General features: G+C 69.4%; 17 protein-coding genes. 9 read left to right on the plus strand and 8 right to left on the minus strand.

The window, feature by feature from the left end; translation table 11 throughout:
* Window positions 1–297: 297 nt before the first annotated feature.
* A complete protein-coding gene (locus tag AC5Y4S_RS28275; protein ID WP_500035851.1) occupies window positions 298–465 on the minus strand; it encodes a hypothetical protein in 168 nt (55 codons plus the stop codon).
* Between the two features lie 83 nt (window positions 466–548).
* On the opposite strand from AC5Y4S_RS28275, the gene AC5Y4S_RS28280 reads away from it, so the two are divergent.
* Both AC5Y4S_RS28280 and AC5Y4S_RS28285 read left to right on the plus strand, forming a co-directional pair.
* Window positions 549–1,109: a CGNR zinc finger domain-containing protein gene (locus AC5Y4S_RS28280; protein ID WP_500035852.1), complete on the plus strand. Its 561-nt coding sequence runs from the start codon at window positions 549–551 to the stop codon at window positions 1,107–1,109.
* A 43-nt stretch (window positions 1,110–1,152) separates the two neighbouring features.
* Window positions 1,153–1,896, plus strand: coding sequence for a CPBP family intramembrane glutamic endopeptidase (locus AC5Y4S_RS28285; protein ID WP_500035853.1), 744 nt, complete (start codon window positions 1,153–1,155; stop codon window positions 1,894–1,896).
* Window positions 1,897–1,900: 4 nt separating this feature from the next.
* On the opposite strand, the gene AC5Y4S_RS28290 is transcribed toward AC5Y4S_RS28285, so the two are convergent.
* The 6 genes from AC5Y4S_RS28290 to modA all read right to left on the minus strand — a co-directional run bounded on the left by AC5Y4S_RS28290 (window position 1,901) and on the right by modA (window position 7,259).
* On the minus strand, window positions 1,901–2,929 hold the full coding sequence (locus tag AC5Y4S_RS28290) for a zinc-binding alcohol dehydrogenase family protein (RefSeq protein ID WP_500035854.1): 1,029 nt from the start codon (window positions 2,927–2,929) through the stop codon (window positions 1,901–1,903).
* Between the two features lie 48 nt (window positions 2,930–2,977).
* Window positions 2,978–3,277: a GlsB/YeaQ/YmgE family stress response membrane protein gene (locus AC5Y4S_RS28295; protein WP_068188741.1), complete on the minus strand. Its 300-nt coding sequence runs from the start codon at window positions 3,275–3,277 to the stop codon at window positions 2,978–2,980.
* Between the two features lie 184 nt (window positions 3,278–3,461).
* On the minus strand, window positions 3,462–4,487 hold the full coding sequence (locus AC5Y4S_RS28300) for an alanine and proline-rich secreted protein Apa (protein ID WP_500035855.1): 1,026 nt from the start codon (window positions 4,485–4,487) through the stop codon (window positions 3,462–3,464).
* Between the two features lie 97 nt (window positions 4,488–4,584).
* The gene (locus tag AC5Y4S_RS28305; protein ID WP_500035856.1) at window positions 4,585–5,682 is read right to left on the minus strand and encodes a sulfate/molybdate ABC transporter ATP-binding protein; all 1,098 of its coding nucleotides are present in this window, start codon (window positions 5,680–5,682) and stop codon (window positions 4,585–4,587) included.
* On the minus strand, window positions 5,679–6,470 hold the full coding sequence (locus AC5Y4S_RS28310) for an ABC transporter permease (RefSeq protein ID WP_500035857.1): 792 nt from the start codon (window positions 6,468–6,470) through the stop codon (window positions 5,679–5,681). Before AC5Y4S_RS28310 ends, AC5Y4S_RS28305 begins: the two co-directional genes overlap by 4 nt.
* A gap of 3 nt (window positions 6,471–6,473) precedes the next feature.
* Complete coding sequence (gene modA, locus AC5Y4S_RS28315) at window positions 6,474–7,259, minus strand: molybdate ABC transporter substrate-binding protein (protein ID WP_500035858.1); 786 nt, start codon at window positions 7,257–7,259, stop codon at window positions 6,474–6,476.
* Between the two features lie 212 nt (window positions 7,260–7,471).
* On the opposite strand from modA, the gene AC5Y4S_RS28320 reads away from it, so the two are divergent.
* From AC5Y4S_RS28320 to AC5Y4S_RS28330, 3 genes are all read left to right on the plus strand, one after another.
* Window positions 7,472–8,149, plus strand: coding sequence for an SDR family oxidoreductase (locus tag AC5Y4S_RS28320; protein WP_500035859.1), 678 nt, complete (start codon window positions 7,472–7,474; stop codon window positions 8,147–8,149).
* Between the two features lie 54 nt (window positions 8,150–8,203).
* A complete protein-coding gene (locus AC5Y4S_RS28325) occupies window positions 8,204–9,121 on the plus strand; it encodes an LLM class F420-dependent oxidoreductase (RefSeq protein ID WP_500035860.1) in 918 nt (305 codons plus the stop codon).
* Window positions 9,122–9,296: 175 nt separating this feature from the next.
* Entirely contained in the window at window positions 9,297–10,682 is a 1,386-nt protein-coding gene (locus tag AC5Y4S_RS28330) for an NAD(P)/FAD-dependent oxidoreductase (protein ID WP_500035861.1), read from the plus strand.
* A gap of 171 nt (window positions 10,683–10,853) precedes the next feature.
* On the opposite strand, the gene AC5Y4S_RS28335 is transcribed toward AC5Y4S_RS28330, so the two are convergent.
* Window positions 10,854–11,270, minus strand: a complete 417-nt coding sequence (locus AC5Y4S_RS28335) for a PaaI family thioesterase (protein ID WP_500035881.1) — start codon at window positions 11,268–11,270, stop codon at window positions 10,854–10,856.
* A 289-nt stretch (window positions 11,271–11,559) separates the two neighbouring features.
* On the opposite strand from AC5Y4S_RS28335, the gene AC5Y4S_RS28340 reads away from it, so the two are divergent.
* From AC5Y4S_RS28340 to AC5Y4S_RS28355, 4 genes are all read left to right on the plus strand, one after another.
* Window positions 11,560–11,979 carry a BlaI/MecI/CopY family transcriptional regulator gene (locus AC5Y4S_RS28340; protein ID WP_500035862.1) on the plus strand — a complete coding sequence of 140 codons (420 nt, stop codon included), beginning with the start codon at window positions 11,560–11,562 and terminating at the stop codon, window positions 11,977–11,979.
* Between the two features lie 14 nt (window positions 11,980–11,993).
* On the plus strand, window positions 11,994–12,944 hold the full coding sequence (locus tag AC5Y4S_RS28345; RefSeq protein WP_500035863.1) for a M56 family metallopeptidase: 951 nt from the start codon (window positions 11,994–11,996) through the stop codon (window positions 12,942–12,944).
* Between the two features lie 103 nt (window positions 12,945–13,047).
* Window positions 13,048–14,505 (plus strand): NADP-dependent phosphogluconate dehydrogenase, encoded by a 1,458-nt coding sequence (gene gnd / locus AC5Y4S_RS28350; RefSeq protein WP_500035864.1) that lies wholly within the window; start codon window positions 13,048–13,050, stop codon window positions 14,503–14,505.
* Between the two features lie 43 nt (window positions 14,506–14,548).
* Window positions 14,549–15,985, plus strand: coding sequence for a GuaB1 family IMP dehydrogenase-related protein (locus AC5Y4S_RS28355; protein ID WP_500035865.1), 1,437 nt, complete (start codon window positions 14,549–14,551; stop codon window positions 15,983–15,985).
* Window positions 15,986–16,016 lie beyond the last annotated feature (31 nt).

Below are 16,016 nucleotides of genomic sequence, written 5' to 3' on the forward strand. Positions count from 1 at the left end.
GGCAACCTCCTCGAAAGCCGTTGGGCGGCAACCGACCACCGCGACGCCACCCGACAACAATGTCCCCGCGACGATCTTCTTCACGGTGTGCTTGGTGTGCATGTCGTGTTTCCTTCGTCGTCCGGGCCTACCCCGGCGGCGAGGCTCGCCGCGCCCACGAAGGTGATTATGACTTTCACATTTGATCGCTGTGCTGAATTTCCGTTTAGTACGCGTAAACGCTTATGGGACAGCGCGTCAGCGGCGGAGTGGGTAAGCGCCCCGACCGCGGTGGGACGACCGCCGGATCGGCCCGCGCTACGCGGCGCGGGGATTGCCGGTGACGCCGGAAGGCTCGCCGTAGTCCCTCGGCTTGTCGGCGTCGATATGCCAGATCCAATTGCCGTGCAGGGGCCGGTCAACGGCCAGGGCGCTCAGCGGCGCAATGACCAGGATGGAGAGCAAGGTCCACACGGTCGTAGCCATGAGTTCCTCCCGTCCGCTGGATGTGTAACCGTTTTAGATAGTTACATCTTGCCGCGGACCATGAAACCTGTCAAGGTGGTTACATGAAGTTCGTCTACGTGAGCGGGCGGCGGTGTTTGGACTTCGCGGGCACGCTGAAATATCGGGGCTCGGCGCGTCGCGAGGAATTGTTGACCGACCCGCAGCGGGTGTCGGACTGGGCGGTCGGCGCCGGGCTGGTCGATACGCCGCTCGAGATGACCGACGATGAAGTCGCGTCGGCGATCGCGGTTCGCGAAGCCATCTATCGGGTCGTCGTCGCGGGGCTGGAGGGCGGCCGGCCCGACGCCGCCGATGTTGATCTGCTGAATGCATACGCGTCCCGACCCCAGCTCACGCCGACGTTGCACCCGGACGGATCGGTCAGCCGCAGCGGTACCGTGCAACAGCTGCTCGCGGGCCTGGCCGCCGACCTCCTCGACCTTTATGCCGGACCCGACATCGGCAAAGTCAAAAGGTGCTCCCATCCCGGCTGCACGCGGCTGTACGTCGACGCGTCGCGAGCCCAGAACCGGCATTGGTGCGGGATGAGCACCTGTGGCAACCGAGCGAAGGTCCAGGCCTTCCGCGCCCGCCGGCAAGCCGCCGCGGCTCAGCCCTCCTGAGCGACTGAGCTGGGCGAACGCGATCGGCAGGTAAGCTGGCCCGATGCCCGACGCGACGGTTGCCGACACCGATCTCGTGGCGCCGCACCCGTTCCGGTTCCATCTCGATATCGCCGTCGTGGTCATCGTGCTGGTGCTGACCAACCTGATCGCGCACTTCACCACGCCGTGGGCGAGCATCGCGACCGTGCCCGCCGCCGCCGTCGGGCTCGTCGCCTTGATGCGTTACCGCGGGTTGGGCTGGACCGACCTGGGCCTCGGCCGCGAACACTGGCGGCCCGGGCTGGCGTATGCGCTTGGCGCCGTGGCCGTCGTGGCGTCGGTCATCGCGATCGGCATCCTGCTGCCGATGACCCGGCCGATGTTCCTGAACAACCACTACGCCACGATCTCCGGCGCCCTGATCGCCTCGATGGTCATCATCCCGCTGCAGACCGTGATCCCCGAGGAGCTCGCATTTCGCGGGGTGCTGCACGGCGCGCTGAACCGGGCCTGGGGCTTTCGGGGGGTGGCGCTGGGCGGGTCGCTGCTGTTCGGTCTGTGGCACGTCGCCACGTCGCTGGGGCTGACCAGCAACAACGTCGGCTTCACCCGGCTGTTCGGCGGCGGGCTCGCCGGGATGGTGGCCGGCGTGACGCTGGCGGTCCTGGCCACCGGGGCGGCCGGCTTCGTCTTCAGCTGGCTGCGCCGGCGAAGCGGCAGCCTGATCGCGCCGATCGCCCTGCACTGGTCACTGAACGGACTTGGCGCCCTGGCGGCGGCGCTGGTCTGGCACCTGTCGACCTGAGCGGTTAGACCAGCAGCACCGCGGCGCCGGCGATGCGACCGGCGCTCAGGTCGCTCAGGGCCTCGTCGGCCCGGGCAAGCGGATATTCCGGCGTGGTCACCTCGATGCGGTGTTCGCCCGCGAAGTCGAGGAATGCGCGCGCGTCGGCCCGCGTGTTCGACGTGACCGATCGGACCTGGCGCTCCTGAAACAGGTGACGCTGGTAGTTCAGCGGCGGGATATCGGACAGGTGGATGCCCGCGATCGCCAGGGTGCCACCGCGGTCCAGCGCCTGAAGCGCGGGCAGCACCAGCTCGCCGACCGGCGCGAAAAGGATCGCGGCGTCCAGCGCCACCGGCGGCGGATCGGCCGCGCCCTGGGCCGACGCGGCGCCGAGTTTCAGCGCCAGCTCGCGTGCCTCGGCCCCGCGGGTCATCACATGCACCTCGGCGCCCTGCGCCAACGCGACCTGCGCGGTGATGTGGGCGCTCCCGCCGAAGCCATAGAGGCCCAGCTGACCACCGGGAGGCAGCTCCGCGCGCAGCAGGGACCGGTATCCGATGATGCCCGCGCACAACAACGGCGCCAGCTCGCTGTCGCTGTAGCCGCTCGGCAGGTGGTGCGCGAAAGCGGCTGGGACGGTGGCGAATTCGGCGTATCCCCCGTCGGCGTCCCACCCGGTGTAGCGGGACTCCGGACAGAGGTTCTCGTTGCCGCGGCGGCAGTACTTGCACACGCCGCAGGTGTGGCGCAGCCAGGCGATGCCCACCCGGTCGCCCGTTTTGAACTCGTCACCGGCCTCGGCCCCGACTTCGACGACCTCGCCGACCACCTCGTGCCCCGGCGTCACCCCGGTGCGGTGCACCGGCAGGTCGCCTTCGGTGACGTGCAGGTCGGTGCGGCAGACGCCGCATGCCCGCACGGCGACCAGCAACTCCGACGGTGCGGGACGGGGCACCTCGGCGGTGACTTGCTTGAGTGGGCCGCTCGCCATCGGGCCGGGGCGGCGGACCCGCCACGCGCGCATCGTCGTGGTCGTCACCGCGTCGGCCATCACCCCATCATGCCGGTATCCGGCACGGCCGCAACGGGTTAGGCCGGGTCAGGCCCGGCGGACCATGCCGACGACCCAGAGCAGGAGCACGGCGCCGAGCAGCGCGGTGAAGAAGGTGAAGATGATCCCGCCGCCCGCGGTGTTGACGAAGAAGCTCAGGATGAAGCCGCCGATCAACGCGCCGACGATGCCGATGACGATGTCCATCAGGATGCCGGCCCCGCTGCCCCTGATGATCCTGCTGGCGAGCGCCCCTGCCAGCCCGCCGATGATGATGTAGCCGATCCAGCCGACGCTGGTCGTTGTCGTCGAACGGGCGAGAAAGTCGGTTGCTGCCATGACGTCCATGCGGGTCTCCTTGCAATCGAGGGCAAAGCCAGCTCACTGCTGAACCGGGATTGCGTATACCCGCTTTGCGTAAAGCTACGTGTGTCTAATTAGGCGGTGCCGCCGTTTGGGTGCGAATCGTCGGCGCGGCGCGTGAGGCCCGGGCGGAATCACCGGGATCCGCCCTGGCTGCACACCCTGCAGATCAGGCCGGCAAAGCCCGCTGCGGCGCAGCAATGGGAGTGACTTCGCTGGCCGGCGCTTGGCCGGGAGCAGGCGCCGGAGCAGCCGGTGCCGGAGCGGGCGCCGGTGCGCCGGGAACGGGCGCGGTCGCGGGGGCGCCGGGCGCCGGGGCGGGCGCGGCCGGCGCGACCCACGGTTGGATCGATTCGGCCAGCGCCTTCGCGCCGCCTTGGTCCACCGCGTCGTTCGAGGTCCCAAGCCACACCACGAACCAGCGCTGCGGCGGACCGTTGCCCGCCGAGGGCCCGCTGACCACACCGGTCCAGATCTGACCGTTCGGCTTGGACGGATCGCTGAACTTCACCTCGTAGTACGACGCGCTTCCGGTGATCCCGTTGGCGCCGGTCAGCGGGGTGGCGCTTTGGTTGATCCGGGTGCCGGGATAGGGCATGAAGAACTCACCCATGTCGGAGCCCAGCCGGACGGCGGCCTTGGCGTCGCTGGCTTCGGCACTGGCGTAAAGCTTTTGGTCCAGCCGGCCCATCACGATGCGGGTGTCGTTGGCAACCGGCGGCGCCTGCCCCGGCGCCGGCGGCTGGCCGGTGGTCTTGCTGAGCAGCTCCGAGCCGTAGTCGAGGTGGGTCGCGTCGGACTCCACCCAGCCGGGGGGAAGGACGAAGCTGAAGCCGCCCACGGCGTTGCCGATCCGACCCGCGTTGGGGTCGACGGGCGGCGGCGGGGGCGCGTTCGGGTCGACCGGCGGCGGCGGTGTCGCGTTGGGATCACCCGGTTGAGGCTGCGGCGATCCCGGCGCACCGGGAGGCGGCGTCGTGGGCGTCGGCGACCCGGGCGCCGGGGCCGCCGTCGTCGGCGACGCGGGCGCCGGTGCCGGCGTCGTTGTTGGCGGGACCGGGGTCGGTGTCTCGGGGTCGGCGTTCGAGGTCGCCGGTAACGCGATAGCGACGGCACTGGCACTGGTCACCGCGGCGATCGCCAGCGTCGCCCACAGCCCTTTCCGACGTGTCGAGTTCGAGTCCACCTGATCCATGGCGACGAACCTACCGCGTTACGGCTGTGACGCAAGGGTGCCGTGCGGCGGTTCTTGCGATGTTGCCGATGTGCAATCTTGCGGCCGTCGGTGCAGGTCAGTGCGGCGCCGGATACAGCGTCACCTCGTGGGCCTTGACCGTGAACCACACCCGCTCCCCGGGCGTCAGCCGCAGCTCCGCGGCCGCGTCCGCGGTGATTTCCGCGGCCAGCCCCGGGGCGCCATCCGACTGTTCCCGGCCGCGCACCAGGACGGCCGATCCGTGAGCGTCCAGCTCCGCCACCGTCACCTCGACCGTGTTGCGGGGGCTGCCGTGCGGCCGGTCCCGGTACACGGCCACCGCCGTGGGCGGGAACACCGCGACCGCGTTGACCACCTCGGCGTCCAGCTCCTGGGCCGGGGTCGCGTGCCAGTGGGCACCGGCGCGATCGTGCAGCGAGCCGTCGGGGCCGACGGCGCCGTTGACCAGGTTGATGCCCGCGATGCGGGCGCCGAAATGGCTGCGCGGCGCGGTGAGAACCTTTGCCACGGGCCCGATTTCGGCGATCTTTCCCGACTCGAGCACCAGCACCCGGTCGGCCAGCGTGAACACGTCCAGCAGGTCGTGGGTGATCAGGACGACCGCGCAGCCGGTTCGGGTGACGACGTCGCGCAGCGCCGCGCGGATGCCCGCGGCCGCGGCGACGTCGAGCCCGGCCAGTGGCTCGTCGAGCAGCAATACGTCGGGTTCGGCCGCCAATGCGCGGGCGATCGCAACCCGTTGGGCCTGACCCCCGGACAGCTCTCGGGGTTTTCGGTCGGCGAAGCGCTCGGCGTCCACCTCGCGCAGCCAGCGCAGCGCCGTCGCCTTCTTATCGGCACGGGCGAAACGGAACCGGCCCCGGCGGCTGTGTGGCCCGAACGCGACATTGGCGGCGACGCTCAGGTGCGGGAACAGCAGCGGGTCCTGCAGCAGCAACCCGACCCGGCGATCGTGGGTCACCACGTGCACGCCGGCCGCGGTGTCGGTCAGCACCCGGTCCCCCAGCCGCACGACGCCCTCGTCGGGCCGAATCAGCCCCGCGATGACGTGCAGGGCGGTTGACTTGCCCGCGCCGTTGGGGCCCAGGACCGCGAGCACCTCACCCGGGGACACCGAGAACTCCACATCCAGTCCGCGTTCGGCGACGACGGCGCGCAGCTGCAACTCGCTCATGCGGATACCCCGGTGAGCCGGCGCGCGCCCAGGCCCAGCACCACCACCGCCGCCACTGCCACCAGCAGGATCGACAGCGCCACCGCCGCGTTTTCGTCGCTCACCCGTTGCAGGTAGATCTCCAGCGGCAGGGTTCGGGTGACCCCCTGACGGGACCCGGCGAACGTCAGCGTCGCGCCGAACTCCCCCAGCGAGCGGGCGAACGCCAGCACCGCCCCCGACGTCAACCCGGGCAGCAGCAGCGGCAGGGTCACCCGCCACCAGATCGCGCTCGGTCGGGCGCCCAGCGTCGCCGCCACCACCTCGTAGTCGGCGCCCGCGGTGCGCGCGGCGCCTTCCAGGGAAATCACCAGGAACGGCAGCGAGACGAACGTCTGCGCCAGTACCACCGCCGTTGTGCTGAAGGCGATGCTCGTCCCGGCGGCCTCGAGGTATCGCCCGATCAGTCCCAGCCGGCCGAACGCATAGAGCAACGCGATGCCCCCCACCACCGGCGGCAGCACCAACGGCAGCAGGATCAGCGGCCGCAGCAGCCGGACGACGCGCGCCGTGCTGCGGGCCAGCACCAGCGCCATCGGGACGCCAAGCAGCACACACAGGGCGGTGCTGGCGGCGGCGGTCTTGAGGCTCAGCAGCAGCGCCGTCCGCGACGAGGGGCTGGTGATCAGCGACCAGAAGTTCGGCCAGTCCACCTTGATCGCGATCGCAATCAGCGGCACGACCACGAACGCGGTCCCCGCGGCGGCGGGGATGTACACCCACCGGGGCAGCGCCGTAGGCCGGTGCACGGCTCAGGGTTTGGCGAAGCCCGACTGGGCCAGGATGTTCTGACCGACGTCACCGGTCACCATGGCCACGAACTTTTGCGCCAGCGTCGCCTGGGCGGCGTTCTTCAACACCGCGACCGGATAGACGTTCACGGCGCCGGCGGCCTCGGGAAAGTTCACCGTCGCCACCTTGTTCCCGGCGCTGTGGGCGTCGGTGACATAGACCAGCCCGGCGTCGGCCTGCCCGGTGGTGACCTTGTTGAGGACGTCAGTCACGTTGAGTTCCTCGCTGACCGGGTTGAGGCGCGCGCCGGTGCTGTCCTCGACGCGCTGGGTCGCCGATCCGCACGGCACCGGCTTTTGGCAGATCACCACGCTCAGCCCCGGCTTGGCAAGGTCCGCGAAGGATCCGACCTTCTTCGGGTTGCCCGGCGCCGTCACGATGACCAGTGTGTTCGACGCGAAGTTGGTCGGGCTGCCGGCCAGCAGCCCCGCCTTGGCGACCGTGTCCATCTGCGCGGTGTCCGCCGACGCGAAGACGTCGGCCGTCGCGCCCTGAGTCAGCTGCTTGGCGAGCTCGGACGAACCCGCGAACTCGAAATCCACAGTGCTGCCGGGGTTTTGGGCCTTGAACCGGTCACTGATCTGACCGAACGCCGGCTTCAGCGAGGCCGCGGCGAAGACGACGACCTTGCCGGCGGGCTGGGGCGGCTGAGGGGATGATGACGACGGCGTTTTCGAGCTGCAACCGATCAGGCCCGCCAGCACGATCGTCGAGACCAACCCGGCCAAAAACCCGATCCGCCGCATGGGTGCACCCTAGCCCGCCGACGATGCGGTCGCGCGACCGCCAAATCGTCGCAAACAAGCGGCGACCGAATAGTTATGCAAATTTTCCGCGCGTCGCGGCGCCCGGAGTTTCGCGGACTAGCTACCGTCCAGTAACATCTTCTTAGATTAATGCCATAAACGCGCTGAGGTCCCAGGCAGCTTCTGGGTTCAACGTTGAACACGAGGAGGTCATGGCAGTGGAGGTTCTGGTCACCGGGGGCGACACGGACTTGGGACGCGTAGTGGCCGAGGGCTTCCGCGACGACGGCCACAAGGTGACCCTCGTGGGCGCGCGCCGCAGCGATCTCGAGGTCGCCGCGAAGGAACTGGACGTCGACGCCATCGTCTGCGACACCTGCGACCCGGCCAGCCTCGCCGAAGCGCGCGGGCTGTTCCCCCATCACCTCGACACCATCGTCAACGTGCCGGCGCCGGCCTGGGACCCGGGCGACCCGCGCACCTACTCGCTGGCCGACACGGCCAAAGCTTGGCGCAACGCCCTGGATGCGACCGTGCTGTCGGTGGCGCTAACCGTGCAGGCGGTCGGCGACAACCTGCGGTCGGGCGGTTCGATCATCAGCGTGGTGGCGGAGAACCCGCCCGCCGGAAGCATCGACGCCGCGATCAAGGCGACGCTGTCGAATTGGACCGCGGGACAGGCGGAAGCCTTCGGAACCCGCGGGATCACGGTCAACACCGTCGCCAGCGGGCGCAGCGCCCAGGCGGGCTACGACGGGCTGTCGCGCACCCCGCCGACTGTCGCCGCGGAGGTCGCACGCCTGGCGCGGTTCCTCACCACCCCGGCGGCTCGCCACATCACCGGCCAGACCCTGCACGTGAGCCACGGCGCGCTGGCGAGTTTCGCCTGAGGCTGAATCGCGGACCCTGGTTCTGATACCAGGCCGGTGGCTACGGTGAATGACGTGGCTATCCGACTTGGTTTGCAGATTCCCAACTTTTCCTACGGCACCGGGGTGGACAAGCTCTTCCCCACTGTTATCGCCCAGGCTCAAGAGGCCGAAGCGGCCGGATTCGACTCGGTCTTCGTCATGGACCACTTCTACCAACTGCCGATGCTGGGCGATCCCGACCAGCCGATGCTGGAGGCCTACACGGCGCTGGGTGCCCTGGCCACCGCGACCGAACGGGTGCAGCTGGGCACCCTGGTGACCGGCAACACCTACCGCAACCCGACGCTGCTCGCCAAGATCATCACGACGCTGGACGTGGTGAGCCAGGGCCGGGCGATCCTCGGCATCGGCACCGGCTGGTTCGAGCTTGAGCACGACCAGCTGGGCTTCGAATTCGGCACCTTCACCGACCGGTTCAACCGGCTCGAGGAGGCGCTGCAGATCATCCTCCCGATGATCAAGGGCGAGCGGCCGACCTTCTCCGGCAAGTGGTATCAGGCCAAGGAGGCGGTGGCCAATCCCCGCTTCCGCGACCACATTCCGCTGATGATCGGCGGCAGCGGCGAGAAGAAGACGATCCCGCTCGCCGCGCGCCACTTCGACCACCTCAACGTCATCGCCGGGTTCGACGAGCTGCCCGGCAAGCTCAAGGTCGTGCGGGAGCGGTGCGAAGAGATCGGCCGCGACCCGGCCACGCTGGAGACCAGCACCCTGACCACCGCGGTCGTCGACGAGAACTTCAACACCGACCAGATCCCCGCCGAGATGACCCAGCGCGCGGTGGTCGGCAGCGCCGAGTCGGTCGCCGAGCAACTCAAGACCAAGGTGCTCGACGCCGGGATCGACGGGGTGATTATCAACATGCCGTTCTACACACCCGGCACCATCGCCGCGGTCGGCGAAGCCTTGCGCCCGATCGTGGGGCTGTAACGCAGCCCGCATCGCGCTTCGGGCATGACCAGTATCACGTTCACTCGAGCAGGCCCGATGCGTGATGTGGTTCATTACACATGCTTACGATCTGGGTTTCGGGGTATCGCCTTCACTAGCGTGGTAGCTAACTGGAATCGCGCGTCCAGCGACCCCGATCAGGAGCAACCCGAACATGAGCACGCAGGCAGAAACCACTGCTGCACCCGACCGTCGCCACCAAGTCGTCATCATCGGATCGGGATTCGGCGGGCTCAACGCGGCAAAGAAGCTCAAGCACGCGAACGTTGACATCAAACTGATCGCGCGTACCACTCACCACCTGTTCCAGCCGCTGCTGTATCAGGTGGCCACCGGCATCGTGTCCGAAGGCGACATCGCGCCGCCGACCCGCGTGATCCTGCGCCGGCAGCGCAATGTTCAGGTGCTGCTCGGCGACGTCACCCACATCGACCTGGAGGGGCAGTTCGTCGTCTCGGACCTGCTCGGCCACACCTACGAAACCCCTTACGACACACTGATTGTCGCGGCCGGCGCTGGCCAGTCCTACTTCGGCAACGACCAGTTCGCCGAGTTCGCGCCGGGCATGAAATCGATCGACGACGCGCTGGAGGTGCGGGGGCGGATCCTGAGCGCCTTCGAGCAGGCCGAACGCTCCCGCGACCCCGAGCGACGGGCCAAGCTGTTGACGTTCACCGTCATCGGCGCCGGCCCCACCGGCGTCGAAATGGCCGGGCAGATCGCCGAATTGGCGAACCACACCCTGAAGGGGTCGTTCCGGGGCATTGATTCCACCCGGGCGCGGGTGATCCTGCTCGACGCCGCCCCCGCGGTGCTGCCGCCGTTCGGCGAGAAGCTCGGCGAGCGCGCCGCCGCGCGGCTGGAGAAGATGGGTGTGGAGATCCAGCTGGGGGCGATGGTCACCGACGTCGACCGCAACGGCATCACGGTCAAGGACTCCGACGGCACCACTCGGCGCATCGAATCCGCGTGCAAGGTGTGGTCCGCCGGGGTTCAGGCCAGCGGGCTGGGCAGGGACCTCGCCGAGCAGTCATCGGTCGAAGTCGACCGGGCCGGACGGGTCAAGGTGCTGCCCGACCTGTCCATCCCGGGGCACCCGAACGTGTTCGTCATCGGCGACATGGCCGCCGTCGAGGGCGTGCCGGGGGTGGCGCAGGGAGCCATCCAGGGCGCCAAGTACGTCGCCTCCACGGTGAAGGCGGAACTCAACGGCGCCGATCCGGCCGAGCGCGAACCGTTCCAGTACTTCGACAAGGGCTCGATGGCCACGGTGTCGCGGTTTTCCGCGGTGGCCAAGATCGGCCCGCTGGAGTTCAGCGGCTTCATCGCCTGGCTGATGTGGCTGGTGCTGCACCTGGTGTATCTGGTCGGGTTCAAGACCAAGATCAGCACGCTGCTGTCGTGGACGGTCACGTTCCTGAGCACCCGGCGCGGCCAGCTCACCATCACTGAGCAGCAGGCGTTCGCCCGCACCCGCCTCGAACAGCTTGCGGTGGCGGCTGCCGAGGCCAAGCGCCCGGCGGCGAGGCGGGCCAGCTAACCGTCCGGCCGGTCGGATCGAGGGGCGGCACAGCGGCTTTCGGCCCGAATGGTGTGAATCGTCGGCGTTGCGAGTGCGCCCTGGGCGAGAAAAACGCCGAAACCCCGCCCTTCAGACACATTGAAAACCGCCACCGCACACTGAAAGCCCTGGGCGGGCGTCCGCTGCCCGCTAAGCCTCGAGGTTCTGCAGCCGCACCTGACCCCGGGCCACCACCCGATCGTCGTCGTCGGTGATGGTGACCAGCCAGAGCTGCTGGCGCCGGCCGCGGTGGATCGGCTCGCCGGTGCCGTACACCGTCCCGGAGCTGATCGAACGCAGAAAATCGGTGTTGTTGTTGACGCCGACCACGTTGCCGCCGTCGCCCTTGGCGTTGAGCCAGGTGTAGGCGGCCACGCTGGCCATGCTCTCGATCACCGAGCAGTAGACGCCGCCGTGCACGAGGCCCATGGGCTGCAACAGCTTCGGCGTCACCTCCAGCTGCGCCCGGACGCGGTCCGGCGTCAGTTCTGTGTAGTGCAGCCCCAATTCGCCGTCAAACGGCGCGGTGAAGTTCGCGGGCAACGGCGCATCGGGTGGCGGTGGCACGCTCATGTGTCTACACCATGGGCCATCCGTGCGGTGGACGAGGAAACATCCGCCAAAACGGGCGAGCCCCGCGCTGGGCGCGGGGCTCGCCGATCGAGTAGACCGGGGGTCGCTGCAGCCCTCAGGACTCGCCGCGGTCATGTCGCTCGACCGCCATCAGCATAGGCAAGGCTGCCCTAATTTCGCAAGGTATGGTTTCGCTGTGGACGGGAGGTGTCGTGCCCGGATAGATACGACGGCCAGTAGTAAGCGAGTACGCTGGTTTCGACGCTCAGGAGATGAACGCACTATGGCCAAGCTGACCCGGCTAGGGGATCTGGAACGCGCGGTGATGGATCATCTGTGGTCCACGCCCGAACCCCAGACCGTCCGCCAAGTCCACGAGGCGTTGTCGGCGCGACGCGACCTCGCCTACACCACGATCATGACCGTGCTGCAGAGGCTGGCCAAGAAGAACCTGGTCTCCCAAATCCGCGACGACCGTGCCCACCGGTACGCGCCGGTGCACGGCCGCGACGAGCTCGTCGCCGGGCTGATGGTGGACGCGCTCGCGCAGGCCGAGGACTCCGGGGGCCGGCAGGCCGCCCTGGTGCATTTCGTCGAGCGCGTCGGCGCCGACGAGGCGGAGGCGCTCCGGCGCGCGCTGGCCGAACTGGAAGCCAATCCGCGCAACCACGCCCCGTCGGCTGGCGCGCCAGCGGAGGACTGAGGGAGACTGGCAGCGTGTCCGCGCTGGCCTTCTCCATCCTCGCGGTGCTCTTGGTTGGTCCGGCACCGGCCTTACTGGCACGCGCGACGTGGCCGCTGCGCGCCCCGCGCGCCGCGATGGTGTTGTGGCAAGCCGTGGCCCTCGCCGCGGTGCTCTCGGCGTTCAGCGCCGGCATCGCGATCGCCAGCCGGGTGCTGGTGCCCGGCCCCGACGGGCGGCCGACTGCCAGCGTCATGGGCGCCCCGGACCGGCTGGGCTGGCCACTGTGGGCGGCATACATCGCCGTCTTCGCGCTGACCGTGTCGGTCGGCGTCCGGTTGATGGTCGCGGTCGCGCGGGTGGCCATCGCCAATCGGCGGCGGCGGGCCCACCACCGCATGGTCGTCGACCTGGTCGGGGTCGGCCACGGCGCGGCCCTCGTCCAGCCCTGCGCCAACACCCGCGATCTGCGCGTCCTGGACGTCGCACAACCGCTCGCCTACTGCCTGCCGGGCGTGCGCAGCCGCGTCGTGGTCAGCGAGGGAACGCTGAAGACGCTCGGCGACGCCGAGGTCTCGGCCATCCTCACCCACGAGCGGGCTCACTTGCGCGCCCGCCACGACTTGGTGCTGGAGGCGTTCACCGCGGCGCACGCCGCCTTCCCGCGGTTCGTCCGCAGCGCCAACGCGTTACGCGCGGTGCAACTGCTCGTCGAGCTTCTGGCCGACGACGCCGCGGTGCGCGCCACCGGGCGCACTCCCCTGGCCCGGGCGTTGGTCGCCTGTGCATCGGGTCGGGCGCCGTCGGGCGCGCTGGCGGTGGGCGGTACCAGCACCGTGGTGCGGGTGCGCCGGCTGTCGGGCCGCGGCAACAGCCTGATGCTGGCGGCCACCGCGTACCTGGCCGCGGCCGCGGTATTCGTGGTACCCACCGTGGCGCTGGTGGTGCCGTGGCTCATCGAGCTGCGCCGGCTGTTCAACGTCTAGCGTCGGAGTGGGCCAACACCCTGGGATGCCTCTCGGAGTCGGCTGTGCCACAGTGTGATCCGACAGCTTGTCGGAAGAGTTCTGCGACCTGAGAGGCCAAGCCATGAGTTCGTCGAGTCCCCAGACTGGTACCGCGCAGATCGGCGTCACCGGCCTCGCCGTGATGGGTTCGAACATCGCCCGCAATTTCGCCCACCACGGCTACACGGTGGCGCTGCACAACCGGTCCGTCGCCAAGACCGATGCGCTGCTGGAAGAGCACGGCGACGAGGGCAAGTTCGTGCGCTCGGAGACCATCGAAGAATTCCTCGACGCGCTGGAGAAGCCCCGGCGAGTGCTGATCATGGTCAAGGCCGGCGACCCGACCGACGCCGTCATCAACGAGCTCGCCGACGCCATGGAGGAAGGCGACATCATCATCGACGGCGGCAACGCCCTCTACACCGACACCATCCGCCGGGAGAAGGCGATGCGCGAGCGCGGCCTGCACTTCGTCGGCGCCGGCATCTCCGGCGGCGAGGAGGGGGCGCTCAACGGGCCGTCGATCATGCCGGGCGGCCCGGCCGAGTCCTACACATCGCTGGGCCCGCTGCTCGAGGAGATCTCCGCGCACGTCGACGGCGTCCCGTGCTGCACCCACATCGGCCCCGACGGCGCCGGCCACTTCGTCAAGATGGTGCACAACGGCATCGAGTACTCCGACATGCAGCTGATCGGCGAGGCCTACCAGCTGCTGCGCGATGGGCTCGGCAAGACCGCCGACGAGATCGCCGACGTCTTCGACGAGTGGAACAAGGGCGACCTGGACAGCTTCCTCGTCGAGATCACCGCAAAGGTGCTGCGCCAGAAGGACGCCAAGACCGGCAAGCCGCTCGTCGACGTCATCCTCGACGAGGCCGAGCAGAAGGGCACCGGGCGCTGGACCGTCAAGTCGGCGCTGGACCTCGGCGTGCCCGTCACCGGCATCGCCGAGGCGGTGTTCGCCCGCGCGCTGTCGGGGTCCGTCACCCAGCGCAAGGCCACCACCGGGCTGGCGTCCGGTCAGCTCGGTGAAAAGCCGACCGACGCAACGCAATTCGTCGAGGACGTCCGGCAGGCCCTGTACGCGTCGAAGATCATCGCGTACGCCCAGGGGTTCAACCAGATTCAGGCCGGCAGCGCCGAATACGACTGGGGCATCACGCCGGGCGACCTGGCCACCATCTGGCGCGGCGGCTGCATCATCCGGGCGAAGTTCCTCAACCGCATCAAGGAGGCGTTCGACGAGGACCCCGACCTGCCGACGCTGATCGTCGCGCCGTACTTCCGCGCCGCGATCGAGGCCGCGATCGACGGCTGGCGCCGCGTCGTGGTGACCGCCACCCAGCTGGGGATCCCGATCCCGGGCTTCTCCTCGGCGCTGTCTTACTACGACGCGCTGCGCACCGAGCGCCTGCCGGCGGCGCTCACCCAGGGGCTGCGGGACTTCTTCGGCGCGCACACCTACGGCCGCATCGACGACGACCCGGACAAGCGCTTCCACACTCTGTGGAGCGGGGACCGCAGCGAAGTGCCCGCGTAGCGGTCTGCGTGTAGAAGGGACCAAAGGGGGCAAGCCCAATCACATGAGGTTTCTCGACGGGCATCGACCCGGGTACGACCTGACGTACAACGACGTCTTCATCGTGCCGAACCGCTCCGATGTGGCGTCGCGCTTCGACGTCGATCTGTCCACCACGGACGGCTCGGGCACCACCATCCCGGTCGTCGTCGCCAACATGACCGCGGTGGCCGGTCGGCGCATGGCCGAGACGGTCGCGCGGCGCGGCGGCCTGGTGATCCTGCCCCAGGATCTGCCGATCCCGGCGGTCCAGCAGACGGTGGATTTCGTCAAGAGCCGCGACATGGTCCTCGACACCCCGGTGGTGCTCGAGCCCGACGACTCGGTGTCCGACGCGATCGCGCTGATCCACAAACGTGCCCACGGCGTCGCCGTCGTGGTTTTCGAGGGCCGCCCGATCGGCGTGGTCACCGAGGCGTCGTGCGTCGGCGTCGACCGCTTCACCCGGGTGCGCGACGTGGCCGTGACCGACTTCGTGACGGCCCCGGTGGGCGCCGAGCCGCGCAAGATCTTCGACCTGCTCGAGCACGCCCCCATCGGTGTCGCGGTGGTGACGGCCGCGGACGGCACGCTGGCGGGCGTGCTCACCCGCACCGGCGCGGTCCGCGCCGGGCTGTACACGCCGGCCACCGACGCGCGCGGACGGTTGCGCGTCGGCGCGGCGGTCGGCATCAGCGGCGACGTGGGGGCCCGGGCGCGGTCCCTGGCCGAGGTCGGGGTGGACGTGCTCGTCATCGACACCGCGCACGGGCATCAGGTCAAGACGCTGGAGGCGATCAACGTGGTCGCGTCGTTGGATCTCGGCCTGCCGCTGGCCGCGGGCAACGTGGTGTCGGCGGAGGGCACCCGGGACCTGCTGGGCGCGGGGGCGACCATCGTCAAGGTCGGCGTCGGGCCCGGCGCCATGTGCACCACCCGGATGATGACCGGGGTCGGACGCCCGCAATTCTCCGCCGTCCTCGAATGCGCTTCCGCCGCAAGGAAACTCGGCGGACACGTGTGGGCCGACGGGGGCATCCGGCATCCGCGGGACGTGGCGCTGGCGCTGGCCGCGGGGGCGTCGAACGTCATGATCGGGTCGTGGTTCGCCGGCACCTACGAGTCGCCCGGCGACCTGATGCGCGACCGCGACGACCAGCCCTACAAGGAGAGCTACGGCATGGCCTCCAAGCGGGCCGTCGTCGCCCGCAGCGGTGCCGAGACCGCGTTCGACCGCGCCCGCAAGGCGTTGTTCGAGGAGGGCATTTCGACGGCCCGGATGGGGCTGGACCCCGACCGCGGCGGCGTCGAGGACCTGATCGACCACATCACCTCCGGGGTACGCAGCACCTGCACCTACGTCGGCGCCTCCACCCTGGAGGAGCTGCACGAGCGGGCCGTCGTCGGGGTGCAGTCGGCCGCGGGGTTCGCCGAGGGCCATCCGCTGCCGTTGGGTTGGTGAGTGCGCGCGGTCGTGCTGCCGTCCGCACGCG

This window comes from Mycobacterium sp. NGS64 (assembly GCF_059812245.1).